This is a genomic window from Caulobacter sp. GW821-FHT10E02 (assembly GCF_059415225.1).
On the sequence record NZ_JBWKMV010000003.1, the window covers coordinates 689,240 to 709,767 of the forward strand.

The 20,528-nt window shown below is 68.8% G+C and carries 18 protein-coding genes and 1 pseudogene; 7 read left to right on the forward strand and 12 right to left on the reverse strand.

Going from position 1 to position 20,528, the window contains the following annotated elements:
• Positions 1–26: 26 nt before the first annotated feature.
• On the reverse strand, positions 27–578 hold the full coding sequence (locus tag AC07NI_RS18370) for a hypothetical protein (RefSeq protein WP_494621708.1): 552 nt from the start codon (positions 576–578) through the stop codon (positions 27–29).
• Positions 579–723: 145 nt separating this feature from the next.
• On the opposite strand from AC07NI_RS18370, the gene AC07NI_RS18375 reads away from it, so the two are divergent.
• The 6 genes from AC07NI_RS18375 (at position 724) to AC07NI_RS18400 (ending at position 6,994) form a co-directional block, all read left to right on the forward strand.
• Entirely contained in the window at positions 724–1,839 is a 1,116-nt protein-coding gene (locus AC07NI_RS18375) for an acyl-CoA dehydrogenase family protein (RefSeq protein WP_494621710.1), read from the forward strand.
• A 14-nt stretch (positions 1,840–1,853) separates the two neighbouring features.
• Positions 1,854–3,077, forward strand: a complete 1,224-nt coding sequence (locus AC07NI_RS18380) for an acyl-CoA dehydrogenase family protein (protein WP_494621712.1) — start codon at positions 1,854–1,856, stop codon at positions 3,075–3,077.
• 262 nt (positions 3,078–3,339) lie between these two features.
• Complete coding sequence (locus AC07NI_RS18385; protein ID WP_494621714.1) at positions 3,340–4,842, forward strand: tetratricopeptide repeat protein; 1,503 nt, start codon at positions 3,340–3,342, stop codon at positions 4,840–4,842.
• On the forward strand, positions 4,843–6,279 hold the full coding sequence (locus AC07NI_RS18390) for a hypothetical protein (RefSeq protein ID WP_494621716.1): 1,437 nt from the start codon (positions 4,843–4,845) through the stop codon (positions 6,277–6,279).
• Entirely contained in the window at positions 6,276–6,821 is a 546-nt protein-coding gene (locus AC07NI_RS18395) for a hypothetical protein (RefSeq protein WP_494621718.1), read from the forward strand. The genes AC07NI_RS18390 and AC07NI_RS18395 overlap by 4 nt, the downstream gene beginning before the upstream one ends.
• On the forward strand, positions 6,815–6,994 hold the full coding sequence (locus AC07NI_RS18400; RefSeq protein WP_494621720.1) for a hypothetical protein: 180 nt from the start codon (positions 6,815–6,817) through the stop codon (positions 6,992–6,994). Before AC07NI_RS18395 ends, AC07NI_RS18400 begins: the two co-directional genes overlap by 7 nt.
• 3 nt (positions 6,995–6,997) lie before the next feature.
• On the opposite strand, the pseudogene AC07NI_RS18405 reads toward AC07NI_RS18400, so the two are convergent.
• The 9 genes and pseudogenes from AC07NI_RS18405 to AC07NI_RS18445 form a co-directional block, all read right to left on the reverse strand.
• Positions 6,998–8,580: pseudogene (locus AC07NI_RS18405) on the reverse strand (amidase).
• Between the two features lie 12 nt (positions 8,581–8,592).
• Positions 8,593–9,381, reverse strand: a complete 789-nt coding sequence (locus tag AC07NI_RS18410; protein ID WP_494621722.1) for a thioesterase family protein — start codon at positions 9,379–9,381, stop codon at positions 8,593–8,595.
• A 43-nt stretch (positions 9,382–9,424) separates the two neighbouring features.
• Positions 9,425–11,095 (reverse strand): M56 family metallopeptidase, encoded by a 1,671-nt coding sequence (locus tag AC07NI_RS18415; protein ID WP_494621724.1) that lies wholly within the window; start codon positions 11,093–11,095, stop codon positions 9,425–9,427.
• On the reverse strand, positions 11,092–11,478 hold the full coding sequence (locus tag AC07NI_RS18420; RefSeq protein ID WP_494621726.1) for a BlaI/MecI/CopY family transcriptional regulator: 387 nt from the start codon (positions 11,476–11,478) through the stop codon (positions 11,092–11,094). The genes AC07NI_RS18415 and AC07NI_RS18420 overlap by 4 nt, the downstream gene beginning before the upstream one ends.
• A 100-nt stretch (positions 11,479–11,578) precedes the next feature.
• Positions 11,579–11,785, reverse strand: a complete 207-nt coding sequence (locus tag AC07NI_RS18425; RefSeq protein WP_494621728.1) for a hypothetical protein — start codon at positions 11,783–11,785, stop codon at positions 11,579–11,581.
• Positions 11,786–11,919: 134 nt separating this feature from the next.
• The gene (locus AC07NI_RS18430) at positions 11,920–14,136 is read right to left on the reverse strand and encodes a S9 family peptidase (RefSeq protein ID WP_494621730.1); all 2,217 of its coding nucleotides are present in this window, start codon (positions 14,134–14,136) and stop codon (positions 11,920–11,922) included.
• Positions 14,137–14,226: 90 nt separating this feature from the next.
• A complete protein-coding gene (locus AC07NI_RS18435) occupies positions 14,227–14,331 on the reverse strand; it encodes a hypothetical protein (protein WP_494621731.1) in 105 nt (34 codons plus the stop codon).
• Positions 14,322–15,194 carry a polysaccharide deacetylase family protein gene (locus AC07NI_RS18440; RefSeq protein WP_494621733.1) on the reverse strand — a complete coding sequence of 291 codons (873 nt, stop codon included), beginning with the start codon at positions 15,192–15,194 and terminating at the stop codon, positions 14,322–14,324. Before AC07NI_RS18440 ends, AC07NI_RS18435 begins: the two co-directional genes overlap by 10 nt.
• Before the next feature lie 3 nt (positions 15,195–15,197).
• A complete protein-coding gene (locus tag AC07NI_RS18445; RefSeq protein WP_494621735.1) occupies positions 15,198–16,412 on the reverse strand; it encodes an SGNH/GDSL hydrolase family protein in 1,215 nt (404 codons plus the stop codon).
• A gap of 300 nt (positions 16,413–16,712) precedes the next feature.
• Between AC07NI_RS18445 and AC07NI_RS18450 the strand changes: the two genes are divergently transcribed.
• Positions 16,713–17,048, forward strand: coding sequence for an EF-hand domain-containing protein (locus AC07NI_RS18450; RefSeq protein WP_494621737.1), 336 nt, complete (start codon positions 16,713–16,715; stop codon positions 17,046–17,048).
• Here the strand turns inward: AC07NI_RS18450 and lepB are convergent.
• Both lepB and AC07NI_RS18460 read right to left on the reverse strand, forming a co-directional pair.
• Entirely contained in the window at positions 17,045–17,809 is a 765-nt protein-coding gene (lepB, locus tag AC07NI_RS18455) for a signal peptidase I (RefSeq protein WP_494621739.1), read from the reverse strand. The two genes, AC07NI_RS18450 and lepB, sit on opposite strands and share 4 nt — an antisense overlap.
• A 133-nt stretch (positions 17,810–17,942) precedes the next feature.
• Complete coding sequence (locus tag AC07NI_RS18460) at positions 17,943–20,327, reverse strand: TonB-dependent receptor (protein WP_494621741.1); 2,385 nt, start codon at positions 20,325–20,327, stop codon at positions 17,943–17,945.
• Positions 20,328–20,528: the final 201 nt, after the last annotated feature.

Below are 20,528 nucleotides of genomic sequence, written 5' to 3' on the forward strand. Positions count from 1 at the left end.
AACGAAGTTCTTTGACGGTGTTGAATCTACTCCGACGCTGGCGCGGCGGCGGGCGCTTCCTGGAGGTAGCGCTCGATCGCCACGATCTTTTGGGCGAGGCCCGTGAGGGCCGGCGGGGCGTCCTCGGGATTGTCGGAGACCAGGGTCAGCAGTTCGCGGGCGATGGCGTGCAGGCGCGGGGCGCTGGCGATCAGCCGGGCCTGGTATTCCATCTTGTGCGGGTCGCGGTCGTATTCCGCGCCCGGCGTGCGCCAGCCGCCCCAGTCCTGGGCGTCGGTCACCACCACCGGATAGGTGCCGGGATAGGGGTGATGGGCGCAGTCGCCCTCCTGCTGCCACTTGTTGCGGGCCCGCAGCACGCGCCAGTTGGAGGCGACGCCGCCGTCCTGAGCGTCGGTCTTGTCCTCGGCCTTCAGCTCGTGGGCCTGGAATTCGCGGTTCAGGCCGACGTCGTAGGTGACGCGCACGGGCTCGTCGAAGCCCTTGGCCCAGATGGGCACGATCTTGTCGACCGTGGCCCAGCAGCCGACGCTCTCGACCCACACCCTCTGGTTCTTCTGGAAGACGGTCTTGGCCATGCCTTGGGGTAACGTCCGACTGGATACGAAAGGTGGCCATAAGAAGCTGAAATTCTTGACGCCGGGTCAATCTTTCCCTTCGCGTGAACGTCGTTCAGTGTGATCCCCGAGATCGGCCGCTAGAGCCCGGTCCAGGGAGGCTGCAGTGGATTTCGACTATTCCGACGACCAGAAGTTCCTGAAGGACGAGGCGCGCAAGTTCCTCGCCGCCCATTGCGACGTCGCCGTCGTGCGCGGCGTGCTGGACAATGCCGACCGCTCCTTCGACGAGAAGCTCTGGAAGGGCGTGGCCGAGCAGGGCTGGCTGGGCGCCTCGATCCCCGAGGAACACGGTGGTCTGGGCCTAGGTCGCGTCGAGCTGTGCGCCATCGCCGAGGAGCTCGGCCGCGTCGTCGCGCCGATCCCGTTCGCCTCCACCGTTTATTGCCTGGCCGAGGGGATCCTGGCCCACGGGACCGACGGCCAGAAGGCCGCGATCTTGCCGCGCATCGCCGCCGGCGAGCTGATCGGCTGTCTGGCGACTTCCGAAGGGCCTGGCGTCGTCGGCCCCAACACGCTGCAGTGCCGGGTCGAGGGCGGCAAGCTCTCGGGGACCAAGATCCCGGTCACCGACGGCGACATCGCGGGCGCAGCCTTGGTGCTGGCGAGCGAGGGCGGTCGCCCGGGCCTGTTCCTGGTCGACCTGACCCAGGCCGGCGTGAAGCGCGAGACGCTGAAGAGCCTCGACCCCACGCGCGGCGTGGCCAAGATCGTCTTCGACGGCGCGGTCGCCGAGCGGGTGGGGGAGGCCGGGGCCGGCTTCGACATCGTCCAGGCGATCCTGGACCGCGCCGCCGTGCTGCTGGCCTTCGAACAGCTGGGCGGCGCCGATCGCTGCCTGGAGATGGCCAAGGAGTACGCCCTGGGTCGCTACGCCTTCGGCCGCGTCATCGCCGGCTATCAGGCGATCAAGCACAAGCTGGCCGACATGTACGTCAAGAACGAGGTCGCCCGCTCCAACGCCTACTATGGCGCCTGGGCCCTGAACGACGACGCGCCGGAGCTGCCGATCGCGGCCTCGGCCGCCCGCATCGCCGCCTCGGAAGCCTTCTGGTTCGCCAGCAAGGAGAACATTCAGGTGCACGGCGGCATGGGCTTCACCTGGGACGTCGACTGCCACCTCTACTATCGCCGCTCGCGGCAGCTCAGCCTGGTCGCCGGCGCGCCCAAGGTCTGGAAGGAACGGCTGGTCAGCCAGCTCGAACAGAAGAACGCGGCGTAAGGGACGGACAGATCATGGATTTCAACGATTCCCCCGAAGAAGCCGCCTACCGCGAAAAGGCCCGCGCCTGGCTCGCCGACAACGCCGCCGCGCACCGCGCCAAGTTCGGTGAGCTGAAGCCCAACGCGCCCGAGCACATGGCCGCCGCCAAGGACTGGCAGGCCACCAAGGCCGCCGCCGGCTATGCCTGCATCACCTGGCCCGCGGCCATCGGCGGGGGCGGCGGCACGCCGATCCAGTCGGTGATCTTCGGTCAGGAAGAGGGCAAGGCCGGCCTGGGCTACGGCTACTTCACGATCGGCCTCGGCATGTGCGTGCCCACCGTCATGGCCTTCGCCGACGGCGAGACCAAGAAACGCTTCGTCTCCCCCGCCGTGAAGGGCGAGGAGATCTGGTGCCAGCTGTTCTCCGAACCGGCCGGCGGCTCTGATGTGGCCGCGCTGCGCACCCGCGCCGTCAAGGACGGCGACGAGTGGGTGATCAACGGCCAGAAGGTCTGGACCACCGGCGCCCACTATTGCGACTACGGCATCCTGCTGACCCGGACCGACCCTGATGTGCCCAAGCACAAGGGCCTGACGATGTTCTGGATCGACATGCGCGACGCCGCCGTCGAGTGCCGGCCGATCCACCAGATGTCGGGAGGCCGCGAGTTCAACGAGGTCTATTTCACCGACCTGCGGGTCAAGGACAGCCAGCGCCTGGGCGAGGTCGGCGAGGGCTGGAAGGTGGCCCTGGTCACCCTGATGAACGAGCGCCTGGCGGTCGGCGGCTCGGCCGGTCCGAACTATCGCGAGGTCATGAAGCTGGCTCGTGAACTGGCTGGCCCGACCGGTCCGGCGATCAAGGACCAGGCGTTCCGCGAGAGGATCGCCGACTGGTACGTCCAGTCCGAGGGGCTGAAATTCACCCGCTTCCGCACCATGACCGCCCTGTCGCGCGGCCAGACGCCGGGGCCGGAAAGCTCGATCGGCAAGATCATCTCGGCCAACCAGCTGCAGGAGATGGCCAACACCGCCGTCGAGATGGAGGACCAGTACGGCATCCTCGTCGATCCCGACCAGGCTCCGGCCGAGGCGGCGTTCCAGCAGAGCCTGATGTGGGCCCCGGGCCTGCGGATCGCCGGCGGCACGGACGAGATCCTCAAGAACATCATCGCCGAGCGCGTGCTGGGCCTGCCCGGCGACGTGCGGGTCGACAAGGACGTGGCCTTCAAGGACATGCCGACCGGACGCTGACTTTCGTCGAATCTTCGTCTTGCGTCGCTAAACCCAAGTCGACGGCTAACTAGCTTAGCTGTCGGCTTCTCGACGTTCTCCAAGATGTTCCGTGTCCGGTGAAGTGCCGCGAATTTCGGGAAATTCGCCTAGCGGGCGAACCCTGACTGTCGTGACAAAGTCTTCATTGGCGGATGGGTTGAGCTGACCTTGACAGTGGTCACGCCCGGGCACATGAGAGATCGTTGTTTTATGGTTAACGGGCTGGGCTGAAGGGGGATTCATGCGCGAGGCCGGCGACGCATTTGCGCGCCTTCGGATGCTCCGCGAGGCGGCTGGGCGCATGCTCGCCAGCCGCGCCGTCCTGCTGCGCCGCGCCCCGGTGGGCGCGCTGGTGGCGGCGGTGGTGATCCCTCTGGTTGGTTGCGACACGGGCCCCAGCTTCTGGTTCCACAAGCGCGCCTCTGCCTGCCCCCGGCCCCAGGCGGCCCAGGGTGTTTCGGGCCAGTTCAATCAGCAGCAGCAAGAGATTCGCGCCCTGCGCCAGGGCGGTTTCCGCGGCGACTTCTTCGCCCAGCTGGAGCTGGCTCGCCGCTATGAAGGCCAGCGCGCGGTCGACAAGAATCTCGAGGATCCGGTCGAGGCGGCCGTCTGGTACGCCATGGCCCTGTCCAACGCTGGCGGCTACGCGCCGATCGCGGCCTATGAGCGTCGGGGTAGCGAATCGAAGGCCGTGTCGCGCTTCGACGATTGCCGCGCCTTCGAGCGCCGCAGCGCCTATTTCGCCCTCGACCGCCAGCTGTCGCGCATGTCGACCGAAGAGCGCGAGAAGGTCCGCAACCGGGTGATCTACGTGCTGTCGGCCCAGGGCGCCGACGGCTTCCGCACCCTGGCGCGCATTCACGACGCCTATTTCGGCCCGTTCGGCGAGCCGTCCGACAACCTCCAGGCCATCCAGGCCTATGGCAAGCCCAGCCAGCCGGGCGCGCCGGCCGCGCTGGACCTGTTCCGTCGCAACGACGTCGACGCCTATCTCTACAACTACCTGGCGGTGCAGACCGGCGACGTGTCGGCCTATGTCATGCTCAAGGACTTCGAGCGCAGCTCGCCGCAGCGGGCCTCGTACGGCTCGTTCGTCGAGACCAAGGCCAAGCGCTGGATCCCGCCCTACGAGTTCTATCCGCCGGAATCGCCCGACTCGGGCGTGCCGCACTCCGACGAATCCGACCTGTCGGGCGAGGCGCGCGAGGCGGCCCTGTCGCGCATCAACGAGCTACCCTTCGTCCACGTGGCCGAGGCGCTGGCCTATCTGCGGGTGATCCCGCAGCCGGTGCTCGACGAGAAGCTGCTCACCGTCAACGACGCCCAGACCCTGGAATCGATGCTGGGCCGGCCCGCCACGGGCCGCCTGTCGTCGGTCGAGAAGGTGCGGGCGATCCAGTACGCGGCGGTCAACGGCTCGTCCAAGGCCCAGCTGGTGCTGGCGGTGATGTACTCCGAAGGCGTCGGCGTCCCGCGCGACTACGCCCGCGCCTACCACTGGTACGAAGAGGCTGAACGCCAAGGCTCGGCCGAGGCCAAATACGCCATGTCGACCTTCTTCTCCCTGGGCTTGCAGGGCGTGGCCGACCAGGATCGCGCCAAGGCGGTGGTCTACCAGATCGACGGGGCCCTCTCGGGCTTCAAGCCGTCGGCCTATCGCCTGCAGCAACTGCTGGCTCAAGTATCGCGTCCGCCCCGGCCCGCGTCCGATCGTGGGCGTCCGTACAGCGAAAGGGACTTCTAGATGCGACGCCTCAGCCGCCTGCTGGCGCTTTGGGCCGCCCTGATCCTCGGCGTCGCGGCCGCCGCGCCCGAGGCCATCGCCTCGCCGGACGCCCGGATCGACCAGCAGATCCGCCCCTGTTTCGGCCTGCTGATCCAGCCGAACCTCTCGAACGGCTGCAAGGTGCGCTACGCCAAGCCGCGCCCCTGCGCCCGCGGCTACTACCGCTCGCGCGGGCGCTGCCTGCCGGCCAACGGCGGCGGCTATGGTCCGGGCTATGGCGGCGGCTATTCGCGCGAGATCAACTGCGACTACGCCTATCCGGGCCAGGTCTCGCAGACCCTGGCGCGGCTCTATGACGGCGACACCCTGACCCTGACCTCGACCAATGGCGGGGCCTGCGTCGACTCACTGAACATCACCCAGTCGGTCACCATCGTCGTCCGCAACTACTCGCCCAGCCTGGACCGTCCGATCCTGGTGGCCCCCACCGGCCAGCCCTGCATCCGCATCCAACCGGGCGTGCAGTACGTCGTGCTGGAGGGCCTCGGCATCGAGGCCTCGCGCGCCGGCTCGTCCTCGTGCATCACCGGCCGCGCCACCGAGATCGCGTTGAAGAACGTCACGGTCCGCTATGACGGCGACGCCTCGGCCTTCGACGTCGGCGACAGCCGGATCGAACTGGCCGGCGTGGCCTTTATCGGCCGCACCCGCTCGGCGGTGGTCAAGGCCAGCGGCACGATCATGGCCCAGGACGTCGAGATCGCCGCCGCCGCCATCGGCGGGGCCTTCGAGACCTCGGGCGACAGCCGCCTGCGCGACATCCGCATCGTCCGCCTGGGCGACTGGACCGGCTCCTCGCGCACCCGCAACTCGGCCGGCTTCGTGCTCAGCGGCATGAACCGCCAGCAGCTGGTGACGATCGACGGCCTCTACGTCGATGGCTTCTCTCGCGGCGTCTATATCGGCGGCGGCGACGAGACGACCCTGCTGCGTCCCGTGGTCCGCGACAGCGACTGGGCCGTGACGGTCGAGAACGCCAACCTGCGGATCAGCGAGGCCGAGTTGGAGGCTACGGACGTCGGCCTCTATGTCGCCTCGGGCATCGTCTTCGCGGCCAACAACAAGATCGTCGGGGTCATGCGCTCGGGCATCTATGCCGACGCCGGCGGCCAGATCCGCGCCGTCGATAACCGCATCTACGCCCGTCCCGAAGGCTGCAAGGCCCTGGTCAGCGGCTTCTTCGACGGCGAGCTGACCTGCCGTCCGTGGTTCGAGGCGCCGGAGCTCTATCGCACCCAGCGCGACCGCGCCCGCCTGGACTACGAGACCTATTGGCCGGCCCAGGCGATTGGCCCCGCGCCGCGGGCCCTGGGCGCCGGTCCCGCCGAGCTGTCCGACGACGCCGCCGCCACGGGTCTGGCTGGCGCACCGCAAAAAGGGGGAGCCCCCAAATGAGCAAGCTGGTCCACGGTCTGGTCGCCGCCGCCATCGCGGCCACGACCCTGATCTCCACGGAAGCCTTCGCCCAGCAGGGCTACCAGCCGACCTTCGCCGCGCCGCAAGGGGCGCCGCAGGGCTATGCCCCGAAGCGCCGCGACATCTGCGGCGCGCCGATCACCGGCCAGGCGCCGGACATCATGACCTATGACAGCAGCACCGGCACCCAGGTGTTCGTCGGCGGGACGCGCGGCGGCGGCACGGACGTGGCGGCCTACAACGCCCAGACCGGCTCGGCCGCGGCCCTGAACGGCGACCTCAGCCGTCCGGGCCTGGTGTCGTCCTGCGCGGTCGACGGCCTGACCCGCGAGTCGTACGGCGTGACCTCGGACCGTCCGGGCCAGGTGACCCTGAGTGGTCGCGACGATCGCGGCGAGCGCTACCAGTTCACCCGCGCCGACGGCCGGACCGACATCTGGGACCCGCGCTACGAGAACTACTGCTTCCGCTCGGGCACTGGCCTGTTCGGCCCGCCCAGCGCCGGCGGCCGCCGATGCTGAGACCGGCCCTCCTGCTGGTCCTGGCAGCCCTGACCGTGGCGGCCTGCGCGCCGCAACGTCCGTATCAGCCGTACTACCCGCCGTCGGGCCCGCCGCCGCCCTCGGCCCCGAGCCGCTACAAGGTCACCCCGCCGCCGCCACCGATCGAGGTGGTGCGGCCGAAGGTGCCGTAGCCCTTACGGCGCGATCGTCTTGATGAACGTCGGCGTCTTCCTGTGGTGCGTGGCCTGCTCGTACGCATAGCCCAGGTTCAGCAGCAGCTTCTCGCTCCAGGCCGGGCCGATGAAGGACAGGCCGACCGGCAGGCCGGTGACGGCGCCCATCGGCACGGTCAGGTGCGGATAGCCGGCCACGGCGGGCAGGGTGGTCGAGGAGCCGCCATAGTTGTCGCCGTTCAGCGGATCGATGGTCCAGGCCGGACCAGTGGTCGGGGCGATGATGGCGACCGCGCCGGTGTCCTTGAGGATCTTGTCGATGCCTTCCGGACCGGCCAGGCGCTTGGAGTCCGCCAGCGCCTTCAGGTAGTCGGGGTCTGACAGCCCCTTGGTCTTCTCCGCCCGCTCGAAGCTCTCCTGACCGAACCACTCCAGCTCCTTGGGCGTGGCCTTGTTGAAGGCGATCAGGTCGGCCAGCGTGCGGCTGGGGACCTTCTTGGGATCGGTCAAGCCGAGATAGGCGGCCATGTCGGCCTTCAGCTCGGTGTAGAGCACCACGCCCTCGGCCTTGCCGATCGGGCCTTCGTCGAACTCCTTGACGTCGACCAGGATCGCGCCCTGGGCCTGAAGCTCTTTCAGCGCCGCCTCGAACACCGCGTCGGTCTTGGGCGAGTAGCCGGTGTAGAACCGCGCCACGGCCAGCTTGACGCCCTTCAGCGCATCCTTGGAAAGGCCGGCGGCGTAGTCGGTCTTGCGGGCGTCGGCCTCCTTGGTGGCCGGGTCGGCGGGGTCGCTGCCGGCGATGATGGTCAGCACCTTGGCGGCGTCCTCGACCGTGGTGGTCATCGGGCCGGCGGTGTCCTGGCTGTGGCTGATCGGCACGATGTAGGTGCGCGAGACCAGGCCCACGGTCGGCTTCAGGCCCACCAGGCCGTTTATGGCGGCGGGACAGGTGATCGAGCCGTCGGTCTCGGTGCCGATGGCCAAGGGCGCCAGGCCCGCCGCCACCGCCGCGCCCGAGCCGCTGGATGAGCCGCAGGCGCTGCGATCGAGCACATAGGGGTTGCGCACCGTGCCGCCGACCGCGCTCCAGCCGCTGATCGACTTGCCCGAGCGGATATTGGCCCATTCCGACAGGTTGGCCTTGCCCAGCATGACCAGGCCTGCGTCGCGCAGCCGCTTGGCTACGGGTGCGTCACGGCCGGTGACGTTGTCCTTCAGCGCCAGCGAGCCAGCGGTGGTGGGCAGCGGCTCGGCGCTCTCGATATTGTCCTTCAGCAGGATCGGCGCGCCGTGCAGGGCGGAGCGGACCTTGCCGGCCTTGCGTTCGGCGTCCAGGGCCTTGGCGTCGGAGAGGGCGTTGGGGTTGGTCGCGATGACCGCGTGCAGAGTTGGGTTCTTGTCCTTGATGACCGCCAGGTAGGCCTTGGTGGCTTGTTCGGCGTTCTGCGCCGAAGCGCTCCCGGCGAGCAGGGCGATGGCGGCGGCGCCGGCCAGGCAGGCGAACTTGGTCATGAAGCGTTTCCCCGTGCGCCCTTCGAGCGTGAGTGCGCGGCGGGGAGGATGAGGTCAAAATTCCGCGTTCGCCAAGGGCTGGCGAGCAGGTTCGTGCGCGATCAGGCGAAGACCGCCACGTTCTGGCGCGCCAGGATCAGCGGACGACCGTTCCGATCCCACAGATGCATCTCCTGGGTGGAGTAGCCTTCGCCGACGGTCTCGGCCCGCGTCTTCAGCAGACGCCAGCCGTCGTCGTCCTCGGTGGGAAGGTTCGTCACGTCCAGCGCCCAGGTCATGGTCGAGATCGGGGCGAATTGGGTGAACAAGGCCATGGCCGGGGGCGGGGGCATGTCGCCCAGCGCGATCAGGGCCGATAGCGAGCGGGCCGCCGGGTCGCGATGGCGGATCCACAGCAGATATTCCGGATCACCGCCGGCCAGGGGACGCGTGCCGCCGGCCTTGCGCACCTCGAACTGGGCCGAGAAGTGCGGCGCGCCCTGGCGGTTCTCCGGGAAGAAGGATTCGCAGTCCTCGGGCGCGGCGACGGCGGGTGGCGGGACCTCGCTGTAGGACAGGGCCGAAGTCCGCGCCGCGCCGAAGGTCAGCACCCCGTGGGTGGCCACGCCCTGCTCACCGACCAGGTCGACGGCGACGAACAGGGTCGACTTGCCCTGGCGCAGCACCTTGACCGAGATCGCCAGTTCCCCCGACGCCGGGCCGACGAAGGCGAACTGGGCCGAGCGCAGGGGCGGGGCTTCCGGGAAGGTCCGCAAGGCGGCCTCGACACAGAGCGCCGCCGACAGTCCGCCATAGGTGGTGCGGCCCTGCTTCCAATCGTCGGTGACGAAGGCGGAGAAGCCGGACTCGGTGGCGGTGACGGCGGCGATCAGGTCGGTGTAGGCGGTCATGCGAAAGAGGTTCGTTTTCTTTCGCTACGGAAGTCAAGCGCCGTTAGGACGGCTTACGCGAACGAGCCTCCAGTTCGTCGGCGCGGCGCTCCAGGTCGGTGGCCTTTTCCGGCAGCTTGTCGGCCAGGTCGCGCAGCTCGGCGTCGGTGACGGTGCTGCCGTGGGCGCGGTTCTCGGCGATCTGCTTGGCGCGGTAGGCCGGGTCGCGCAGGCGGACGGCTTCCTCGCGCATCTCCTTGGCCCCGCGACGCATCTGCACGGCGCCTTGGGCCATGTGGATGCGGGCGTTGGCGACCTGGCGCATGGCTTGCTCGCGGGCCTGTTCGCCGATGCGACGAGCCTGCTCACCCGCCAGCCGGGCCTGTTCACCGGCGAGGCGCGCCCCTTCGGCGGCCTGGCGGGCGACGTCAGCTTCGGCGCGGGCCTGATCGGCGATGCGGCGGGCCTCGTCGGCGCGGACCCGGCCTTCATCGGCATGGCGGCGCATGATGTCGGCCTCGATCCGGGCCTGGTTGGCCTCGATCCGAGCCTGCTCCGCTTCCTGGCGGGCTTGGTCGGCGGCCGCCTGCTCGGCCGGCGTCGCGGTGCGGATGTAGCTGTAGATGTACCCATGCTTGGCGGGCGGGGCCGGCGGCGGCGCAGGGGGCGCCGGCGGAGCGGGAATCTCGACCGGGGGCGCGGGCGGAGCAGGTGGGGCGGGCGGAACGGCCATCGGCGGGGGCGGCGCCGGGGGAGCCGGAGGCGGGGGCGGGGCGACCCACTCCTGATGCGTCAGGCCAAGAGCGGCCAGCGGGGTGGCGACGGCGGCCAGGGCGACGACGCTGAGGGCGACGGTCAGCGGACGGCGGCGGGCGGCGTTGGTGGTTATGATGTGGGCGATCCTTGTCTTCAGCGTGCGGCTGCTGGCGGCCATCGCGGTTGCGGGCTGATGGGCCAGGCGGGCTGTGGGATGGGCGGCGAGGCGGACCAGGGTCCGGGCGTAGAGGGTGCGGTCGACGGTCTCGAGCGCGATGGCGTCGGCGGTCTCTTCCGAGCGTTCGGCCAGCACGGCGTGCAGGCGCCAGACCAGCGGGTTGAACCAGAACACCGCCAGGGCCAGTCGCGACAGGACCAGGAAGATCCAGTCCTGGCGGCGCAGGTGGGCCAGTTCGTGGGCCAGGATGGCGCGGGCGGCCTGCCGCTCGTCCAGGCTGGCGGGGTCGACGACGATGAAGCCGGGGGCGACACCCCAGCTGAGCGGGCTGGCGATGCGGTCGCTGGCGATCAGGCGCGGACGGTCTTCCTCCGGCGACAGGTCCTCCAGCGGCGCCAGCCAGTCCTGGCGCTCGACCGGGCGGCCCTGGCGGGTCCAGCGGTCGAGGGTGACGAGGCCCAGCATCAGCTGGCCGATCACGGCCGCCACGCCCAGCAGCCACAGGCCGCCGACGAGGTTGGCCGCAGACGGCCATGCCGTGGCTGCGGCGGCCGCTGTGACGTCGGCCGTGAGGACGTCGCCGGCCGCAGGGACATACGGCGCGATCGGCGGCAGCAAGGCGAGATCCAGCGCCGGCAGCACGTTCATGATCACAGGGATGGCCAGCAGCAGGCAGACCGTGCCGCGCAGGATGTCCACGCGGTCGACGGGACGCTGGGCCAGGAAGCGGGCGCAGGCGAGACCCGCGCCGGCGATGACGCTGGACTTGACCAGCAGCGAGAGCAGCAGCGTCCAGGTCATGACCTTTTCTCCATGGGCCGCTCCACGGCCTGGTCGATGACCCGCTCCAGAGCGGCGGCCTCGTCAGCCGTCAGCTTTTGACCAAGGCCCAGCAGGGCCGTGGCGGCGCTGGCGGCCGAGCCGGCGAAGAAGGTGTCGATCACCCGCTTCAACGCGCCGGCGGCGACGGCCTCGGGGCGCGTGGCGGGGCGGTAGATGAAGCCGTCGGGTCCGGCCTCGCGCTCGACCAGGCCCTTGGCCTCCAGGCGCGAGAGCATGGTGCGGATGGCCGAGTCGCTGATCGGGTCCGACAGCGCGCCGCGCACGGTGGCGGTGGTGCCGGTCTCCAGGCGACAGAGGGTCTCGAAGACCTCGCGTTCGCGTCGGGGCAGGGATTCGATCATGGCGGCTTCCGTTTCCGGGTTGTCCGCTACATGTGTAGCGCTACGTCTGTAGCGCGCCTAGCCTGCTCCGCGTGAATTCGGCGTAATGCTCGGGAGGGGTTTAGTGGATGGTCGTCCCGGCCAGCATCCAGCTCGAGAACGTGCGGTTGTCGCGCTGGTCGCGCTGCTCTTCCAGCGCCATCTCTTCCAGCATGATCGCCGCCAGCAGCCATTCCTCGAGCTCCGAGGCGGAGGCGCGGCCATCTTCGAGCGCGGCCTTCACGGTCGCGATCAGCTGTTCGATGGCGTCTTCGGTGGTCTTGGCCATGGCGGGGTCCTTGAACTCTCGCCGATGGTTAATAGACAGTGGTTCGCCGGGTTCCGCTGCGGCGAATTGGCCGCACGGTGGCGCATTCCGTCGCAGCCCCGCTCTCCAGTGAGAGCGGGGCGCGGGGAGGGGGCTTACTGGCCCTTCAGCTTGCGGTCGAAGAACTCCAGGTGCTTCTTCAGCACGCTGAGGCCCTTGGTCTTGCTGCGCGGCGCGCTGTGGCGCTCGCCGGGATACAGCGCCATCTCGAACGGGATGGCCTTGGCCTGCAGCGCCGACATCAGCCGGGTGCTGTTCTCGAAGATGACGTTGTCGTCGGCCATGCCGTGCAGCAGCAGCAGGCTGCCCGGCGCGAGCTTGTCGATCCGGGTGTTGACGTCCGAATAGGCGTAGCCGGCCTTGTTCTCGTCCGGCTTGCCCATGTAGCGCTCGGTATAGGCCGTGTCGTACAGGCCCCATTCGGTCGGCGGGGCGCCGGCCGCGCCGGCCTTGAACGGGGTGTTGTCGGCCGTCAGCAGCATCAGGGTCATGAAGCCGCCGTACGACCAGCCCATCACGCCCAGCTTGTCGGCGTCGACGTAAGGCAGGCTGGCCAGATGCTTGGCGCCCAGCAGCTGATCCTCGACCTCGACGGTGCCCATGTGGCGGTCCAGCGCCCGCTGGAACTTGGCCGAGCGGTTGCCGCTGCCGCGGTTGTCGATGCGGAAGACGACATAGCCGGCTTCCAGATAGGTGCGCTCGGACACGCTCTGCCAGGTGCGCTTGACCTGCTGGGCGTGCGGGCCGCCGTAGACCGCCAGGATGGCCGGATACTTCTTGCTGGCGTCGAAGCCCTGCGGCTTGAGGATCTCGTAGTACAGGGTCTCGCCGTCCGAGGCCTTCAGCGTGCCGTATTCCGGAACCGGCAGGGTCGAGGCATAGGGCCAGTAGGGGTGACCCTCTGCCAGCTTGTTCTCCTCGATCCAGCGCACGCGTTTGCCGGTGTTGTCGTAGAGCGCGGTCTGCGGCGGGGTCTTGGGATCGTCATAGGTCGCGGCGAAGGCGCCGCCGGTCTCGGCCACCTTGGCCGTCCACCAGCCGCCGGCCGAGGTCAGGGCCTTGGGTTCGGAGGGCTTGGCGTAGCTGACCTCGTAGATGCGCCGCTCCAGGGGCGTGTCCTTGGAGGCGGCGAAGATGGCGACGTTGCGGGCCTCGTCGACGCCTTCCAGGCCGGCCATCGGCCAGTCGCCCTTGGTGACCTGGGCGATCAGCTTGCCGTCGGCGGCGTAGCGGTAGAGGTGGCGGTTGCCGTCCTTCTCCGACGACCACAGGAACGAGCCGTCCTTCAGCGGGCGGAAGTCGTCGCTGATCTCGATGTAGTGCGCGTCGGTCTGGGTCAGGATGGTCTTGCCCGCGCCGGTGGCGGCGTCGAAGGCCAGCAGGTCCAGGGTCTTCTGATCGCGCGACAGGCGCTGGGCGTAGATGGTCTTGCCATCGGCCGACCAATCGACGCGGGACAGATAGATGTCCTTGTTGGCGCCCAGGTCCAGCGGGATCACCTTGCCCGAGGCCAGGTCGCGGACGAGCAGCTCGACCACCGCGTTGGGACGGCCGGCGCGGGGGTAGCGCTGGTTGACGACGGTGGCGCCGCCCGGGCCGATGTCGGCGCGCGGCACGACGTCGACGGTGCTCTCATCGACGCGGGTGTAGACGATCTTGGCCTCGTCCGGGCTCCACCAGTAGCCGGTGAAGCGGTCCAGCTCTTCCTGGACCACGAACTCGGCCGTGCCGAACGAGAGGGTGTTCTTGCCCTCAGTGGTCAGGGCCGTCTCGGCCCCGCCGGTGATCGGCTTGATGTAGAGGTTCTGGTCGCGGACGTAAGAGACGAAGCCGCCCTTGGGCGAGACCTTGGCGTCGACCTCGTCGCCCGGGGTTTCGGTGAGGCGCGTGACCTTGCCGTCGGCGATGCTGTCCAGATAGAGGTCGCCGTCCAGCGGCACCAGGATGAAGCGGCCCTGCTTGTCCCAGCTATATTCGACGATGCCGCGGGCCGAGACGCGGGCGCGTTCGCGGCGGGCCTTCTCGGCCTCCGACAGCTCCTTGGCTCCCGAGGACAGCGCCGCCGAGTCGATCAGGCGATAGGGCTCGCCGCCCTTCACGTCGGCCGCCCACAGGTCCTGGACATTGGCCGCCTCGGCCTTGCCCTTCAGATAGGTGACGCGCTTGCCGTCCGGCGACAGGGCGACGCCCTTGGCCGTCGGGCCATTCAGGCTGGGATCGGCGAAAACCCGTTCCGGGGTGAGTTTTTCCGCCATGGCCGGGGTGGTGAGGGCGAGGACGGCCGCGAGCGCCGTGAGCGAGGGCTTGATCATGGCGCGGGACGCTATGCGCGAGCGTCGCCGTTGTCAGCAGGGAATGTGTTTCTGCGTTGAAACCCCCAATTCCTTGTCATCCCGGAAGCCTCACAGAGGCTGTCCGGGACCCAGGGGCGGCCGCAGTGCAGTGGCCCCTGGGTCCCGGCTCTCCGCTTTGCTGCGGCCGGGATGACAAGCGTGGGTTAGCGGCACATCCCGTCGAGCGGTTTCAGGTCAACCGGATCGGCTGGAACGGGCAAGCCTTTGGCCTTCAGGACGTCCGGCAGCGTGGTCGGTTCGGGCGGCAGGCCGGGGTTCACGTCGGTGCGGTAGAAGGGGTGCTTCTCGGCCTTGGCCAGGGTCGTGAAGCCGAAGCCGCGATCCTGGTAGAGCTTGTACAGGCGCGGGGCCATGCGGGCGTCGAAGGCGCCGGCGTGCATCAGCAGGACGTAGGGGATGTCCTTGCCGTAGAGCGTCTTGCTCATCGCCCGCGCCCGGTCGGCGACGGCGGCCGCGCCGGCCAGGTAGCGGGTCTCCAGCTCGGCGATGGCGGCCTGGTCGCCCTTGGCCACGCAACGGGCATAGGGCTCGTTATAGGCGTAGTCGGCGAAGCTCATCGTCACGCTGGCGATCTTGTAGTGGTTGTCCGAGAGCCAGGCGCGGACGGCCAGGCGCTTCTCCAGCGTGTCGCCCTCGGCCAGGTAGGGGTAGCGCAGCCAGCGCCAGTCTTCCTTGCCCATCAGCTCCTTCAGCAGCGGCTCGTTCTGGGCGATCTCGGCCGTGTACTGCTCGGGCGTCGCGGTGGCGATGTGGCGGTGCGACCAGGTGTGGTTGCCCAGCGGCTGGCCGGCCGCGCGCCACATCTTTAGCACCGGGGTCGAGTCGGGCTCGGTGGTGGTCGCGGCGGCCTGGGCGCCGTTGATGAAGCCGAACGCCGGGGCCTTGGCGTCCTTGGCGGCCTTCAGCAGGTCGGCGGCGATCTGGACGCGGGTGACGCCGGGCGGCAGGGCGCTGTGGGCCGGCAGGTCGTCCCAGGTGAAGGCGATGACGGGCGGCGGGCTGGCTGCGGCGATCATGGGCTACTTCCCAAACAGGCTGAGCGGCACGGCGTCCGCCATGGCTTTGTAGCCCGCCATGTTGGGGTGCAGGCCGTCATTGTCGTAGGCGGGCAGAAGGTAGGTCGGCTTGGCCGGGTCGCGCAGGGCCTTGTCCCAGTCGATCACGCCGTCGAAATTGCCGGGCGCGCGAATCCAGGCGTTGATCGCCTGGCGGTCGGCCTCGCTCTCGGAGCCGGGGTGGTAATAGGCCGAGCGGGCATAGGGCAGGATGGTTGCGCCGATGACCTTGATACCCCGGCCATGAGCGCGATCGATCATCTGGCGATAGCCGGCGATGACCTGGGCGACGACGGCCTTGTGCGCCTCGGGCGTCGCCGGCGCCTCGCGGGTCAGGGTGCCCAGGTCGTTGACGCCTTCCAGCAGCACGACGTGGGTGACGCCGGCTTGGGAGAGCACGTCGCGCTCGAACCGGGCCACGGCGTTGGGGCCCAGGCCGTCGAGCAGCACGCGGTTGCCGCCGATGCCGAGGTTCAGAAGGCCGATATTCTTGCCCTTCAGCCGTTCGATCAGGGCGTCGGTCCAGCGCAGGTTGGTGTTGGGCTGGACGCCGTAGCCGTCGGTGATGCTGTCGCCCAGGGCGACGATGGCGCGGGCCTTGGCCGAGACCACGTCGACGCTGGAGATCTGCAGCCAGCGGTCGGCGGTCTTGGCGCCGGGCAGGTCGGCGGCGGCCACATGATCGCCGGCCAGCACGTAGGAGGTGGCCCGCGAGCCGGGATGGCCGGTCTGGACGCTGGGGGCCTCGGCATAGTGCAGGCTGATGGCCAGGTTGGTCAGCGGCGCGACCTTCAGGGCCACCGGATCGGACCAGTAGTCGGCGCCGGCGGGAATGGTCACCTCGGCGCGGCCGGAGAAGGTGAGGGTGCGGTCGGTGCCCGGGTCGATGCGGGCGCTGGCGAGGTCCGCCGACACCGCGACATGGGCGGCCTTGATCGTCAGGGGCGCGGTACCGAAGGCGTTCGAGAGCCGCACCCGCAGGGTCTCGCCGCCCAGGGTCAGGCGCACGATCTGGCGCAGGGTGGCGTCGGGATAGTCCTCGGCGGCGAGGCGGTTCTTGTCGTCCGGCGCCATCTGGGCGCTGGCCCAGGCGCCGACCCAGCGAGGCGACTCAGCATGAGCGGGAAGGGCGAGGACCAGGGCGGCCCCGAACACGGCCAGCCGCGCGAGCATCTTCATCGACGTTTCTCCCCACTCCGACCTTGCTGTCCGGTAGCGGTAACATCGATAGGGCCTGATCGCGCCGCCGTAAAGCTGTGCATAAACGGGACAAGGGGTGCGGCAGGCCGTCGCGGCGGTCGGAAAAGGGTTGCGCCGCCGGATATGATAGCGGTATCAGCAACCCGTGAGGCGCCGAGCGCCTCTGCCCTTCCTGGGCGTTTCCTCCCTATTGACTTCAAGCCCGGTCGTTTGGCCGGGCTTTCTTTTTGCGCGTCGCGAAAGATGCTAGTCAGGGAGCGAACGTCGCGAGGTTCCCCTATGACTGCCGGCAAGCCCAAGAAGAGCGAAGTGCTCGAGGTCCGTCTGCCGTACGAGACCAAGACCGCCTTCATGGCGCGCTGCCGCGAGACCGACCGTACGGCCAGCGAGGCGGTGCGGGTGTTCATCGACCAGGAACTTGCGGGGCAGGCCGCCAAGCCGCGCGCCAACGGGCTGCTCTGGCGCGCGCTGGCCGCGGCCCTGGCCGGTCTCGCCGTCGGCGCGGTTGCAGCGCCTTCGCTGGCCCGTCCGACCACGCCCTCGCATGCGAGCTTCGAGCGGTTGGACGCCAATCGCGACGGCGTCCTGAGCTTCGAGGAATTCAGCGGCCGCTAGCGGATCGGTTTGAAGAATCGATCCCACTGCAGGTCCAGCCACGTCCACGGCTTGAGCAGCGCCGCGCCCGGCTTCCACGAGATCAGCACGAATTGGGCGTGGCCGACCAGGTTCTCGGCCGGCAGCAGACCGACGCCGCCGCTTGAGGGCGCGAAGCGGCTGTCCAGCGAGTTGTCGCGGTTGTCGCCCATCACGAAATACTGCCCGGCCGGCACCACATAGGTCTGGGTGTCGTCGCCCGGCTGGCCCGGACCGCCGTCATAGGTGACGTAGGCGCGGCCGTTCGGCGTGCGCTCGCCGATCTGCAGGACGGTGCGGTCCGGCGCGTCGTGGTCCTGGGTCAGGCCGCTCGGCGTCTGGGGGATGGCGGTCCCGTTGACGAAGACCTGGCCGGCTCGCACGCGGACCCGGTCGCCCGGCAGGCCGATCACCCGCTTGATCCAGGTCTGGGACGGATCGCGCGGCAGGCGGAAGACGACCACGTCGCCGCGCTGGGCGGTGCGCTCCAGGAAGCGGCCCTTGAACAGCGGCGGGTTCAGCGGGAGCGAAGCGCGGCTCCAGCCGTAGCTGAACTTGGAGACGATGATGTAGTCGCCGGTCACCAGCCCCGGCTCCATCGAGGACGAGGGGATGGTGAAGGGCTGGAAGATCACGACCCGCAGCGCCAGCGCGATCAACAGCGCGACGGCGACCGTCTTGAAGGTCTCGAGCCACTCGCTCAGAGCGTTGGCGGGCAGGGCGGCGGTGTTTGTGTTGGTCATGCCCCGACCAGGCCCTGGGCTCTTCAAGAACGCCAGAAAACCCCTGTCCGGACGGGCGGGAAATCGTGTCCGGACACGAAAAAGGGCCGGGAGACGTGCTCCCGGCCCTCGCTCTTTCAAGCCGATCTGAGGCCTAGAAGCGCTTCTTGATCGTCAGGTAGCCCTGGCGCGGGGCGCCCGGCAGCAGGGTCATGGCCGTGCCGGCGCGGTCGGCCTTGGAGGCGCCGCCCGAACCGACCGTCGAGATGTAGTCCTCGTCGTTCAGGTTGGTGATGTTGGCCTGGATCTCCAGGTCCTTCATCAGGCCCTGATCGGCTTGGAACTTGTAGCCGACCGTCAGGTCCGCGACCGTGTAGCCGTCGACCTTGCCGCCGTCGTTCTCGAACGTGTACCAGCGCGAGCTGACGTAGGAGAGGCCGGCGCGGGCGTAGAGGCCAGCGCCCGTGTCGTACTTCAGTTCGGCCTTGATCAGGTTCTTGGGCGTGAAGACCACGTCCTTGCCCTTGGTCTTCATGGCGACCAGGCCGCCGGCGCCGGGGACGTCGTCATCGTACTTGGAGTCGTTGTAGGCGTAGGAGCCGTACAGCGACCAGGCGTCCGTCAGGCGGAACTCGCCGGCCAGTTCGATACCCTTGGTCGTGACCGAGCCGACGTTCGACAGCACGGCCGGCAGGCCCAGGATCGGCGGAGCCGTCGAGGCGCTGTCCAGGCGGTTGTCGAACTTGACGTGGTACAGGGCGGCGACGCCCTGGAAGCGGCTGGTCTTGACGCGCAGGCCGCCCTCGAAGGTCTTCGAGGTTTCCGGCTTCAGGTTCTTGGCGACGTAGTCGACCACGGTCTGGTTCTGCGAGGCGAACGGACCCGAGGTCGCGGCCGACACGAAGGCGGCCATGTTCTCGGTGTAGCCGCCGAACACTTCGAAGCCGTTGTCCAGCTTATAGACGGCGCCGATCTGGGGCAGGAAGGTGTCCTTGCTCTCGATCTTGCCGTTCATCGAGCCAACGATCGACTTGACCTCGTTCTCGACCTTCAGGGCCTTGAAGCCGAAGTTGACCTTGAACGCGTCGGTGATCGACCAGACGTCCTGGATGTAGCCCGTGGTCGTCTTGGTGTTGAACTTGTAGTCCCACGAGGTCGTGAACGGGTTCGACTGGAAGTCCAGCGGGTCACGCGTCGGCTTGCCCACGGTCTCGGCGTAGAAGCGACGAGCCTGGTTGAAGTCGTTGTCTTCGGTCCAGAAGCCGGCGCTGATCTGGTGGCTGGCGAGGTCGACGACCACGTTGCCGATCAGGCCCTTGCGGTCGATGTCGTACTCGGTGGTGCGGATCGACAGCGGGGCGGCGTTGGAGCCGGCCGTGCCGTAGCCGGGGCTGATCGTATAGGGCGTGTACCACAGGCCCTGGCCCTTGTTCTTGTGGCCGTAGCCGGTCAGGTCGACGCGGACGTTGTCGCCGATCTTCTGCTTGAAGGTCAGGGCGTAGATATCGTCGTCACGGATGCCGGCGCCGGCGTAGTAGGCGTCATCCGGGGTGTCGACGCCGTAGGCGCGGTAGGGGTTCACGCCCACGCCGGTCCAGTAGCCGCCGTTCAGTAGCGGCGTTGCGCCGGCGTAGTTGGCCGGGTTGTTCAGCACGGCGGCGACGCCGATGGCCTTGTTCCAGTCGGGCTGGAAGTTGTCGAAGTCGCGGCCCAGGCGCTTGATCATGTCGAACGACATGTCCTGGTAGTCCTGCTCGCGGCGTTCCGAGTGGTCCCACCACGCGGTCAGCGAGCCGTTGTCGCCCAGCGGCAGCACGATCTTGGCGTCGAGCTGCTTCTGCTTCTGCTTGGAGCCGCCCTTCCACTTGTCGGCTTGCTGTTCGGCGGCCGAGACGTAGGCGCGCAGGCCGTTCATCGACTCGATGGCGCCGGTGTCGAGACGGGCGAACACGCGGTGCATGTTGTCCGAACCGCCCGTGACGTTGGTCTGGACGCCGAAGTCCTCGGTCGGCTCGCGCGAGAAGAACTGCAGCGTGCCGCCCAGGTTCGAGGTCGAGGCAGTCGACAGCGAGCCGGCGCCCTGGGCCAGCTCGATCTTGCCGATGTCCTCGCTGGCGATGGCGCGGCTGATGTGCAGGCCGTTGTAGTTGCCGTAGCTCATGTCGCCCAGCGGCACGCCGTCCAGGGTGAAGCCCAGGCGGTTCTGGTCGAAGCCGCGCACCGCGATGCGGGTCGACCACTCGTACGCGCCGAAGGCGTCGGCCGACTGGAACGACACGCCGGGCAGCTTCTCGATGGCCTTCAGCGGGCTGGAGCCGGCGGCTTGCAGGGCGACCTGCTGGTCGTTGATGACCTGGACCTGGCGGCTTTGGCCTTGGCCCAGGACGATGATGGCGTCGACTTCGGCGCTGTCCGGCGCGGCGGCGGCCGGAGCGGCGGCAGCGTCGGCGGGCTTGGCGTCGTCGGCCGCGAAGGCCGGGTTCGCGATCAGGCCGAGCGCGCACACGGCGGCGCTCAGCAACAAGGCGTGCTTTTTCATGAATGTTCCCCATTCCCGGCCCCGGAAACAGAAAGGAGGGGGCCGGTTGGGAGCTTGCGGTAACAGCGGTCGACGACGGCGCGGCGAAGGATCGATGTCGACTGTCCGACGGTACGACGACTAAACCATGACGGTAGCGCTATCGCGATGCGACCACGCGAACCCGCTCACGATTGCGCGAAGCTCTCCAGACCGCTATTT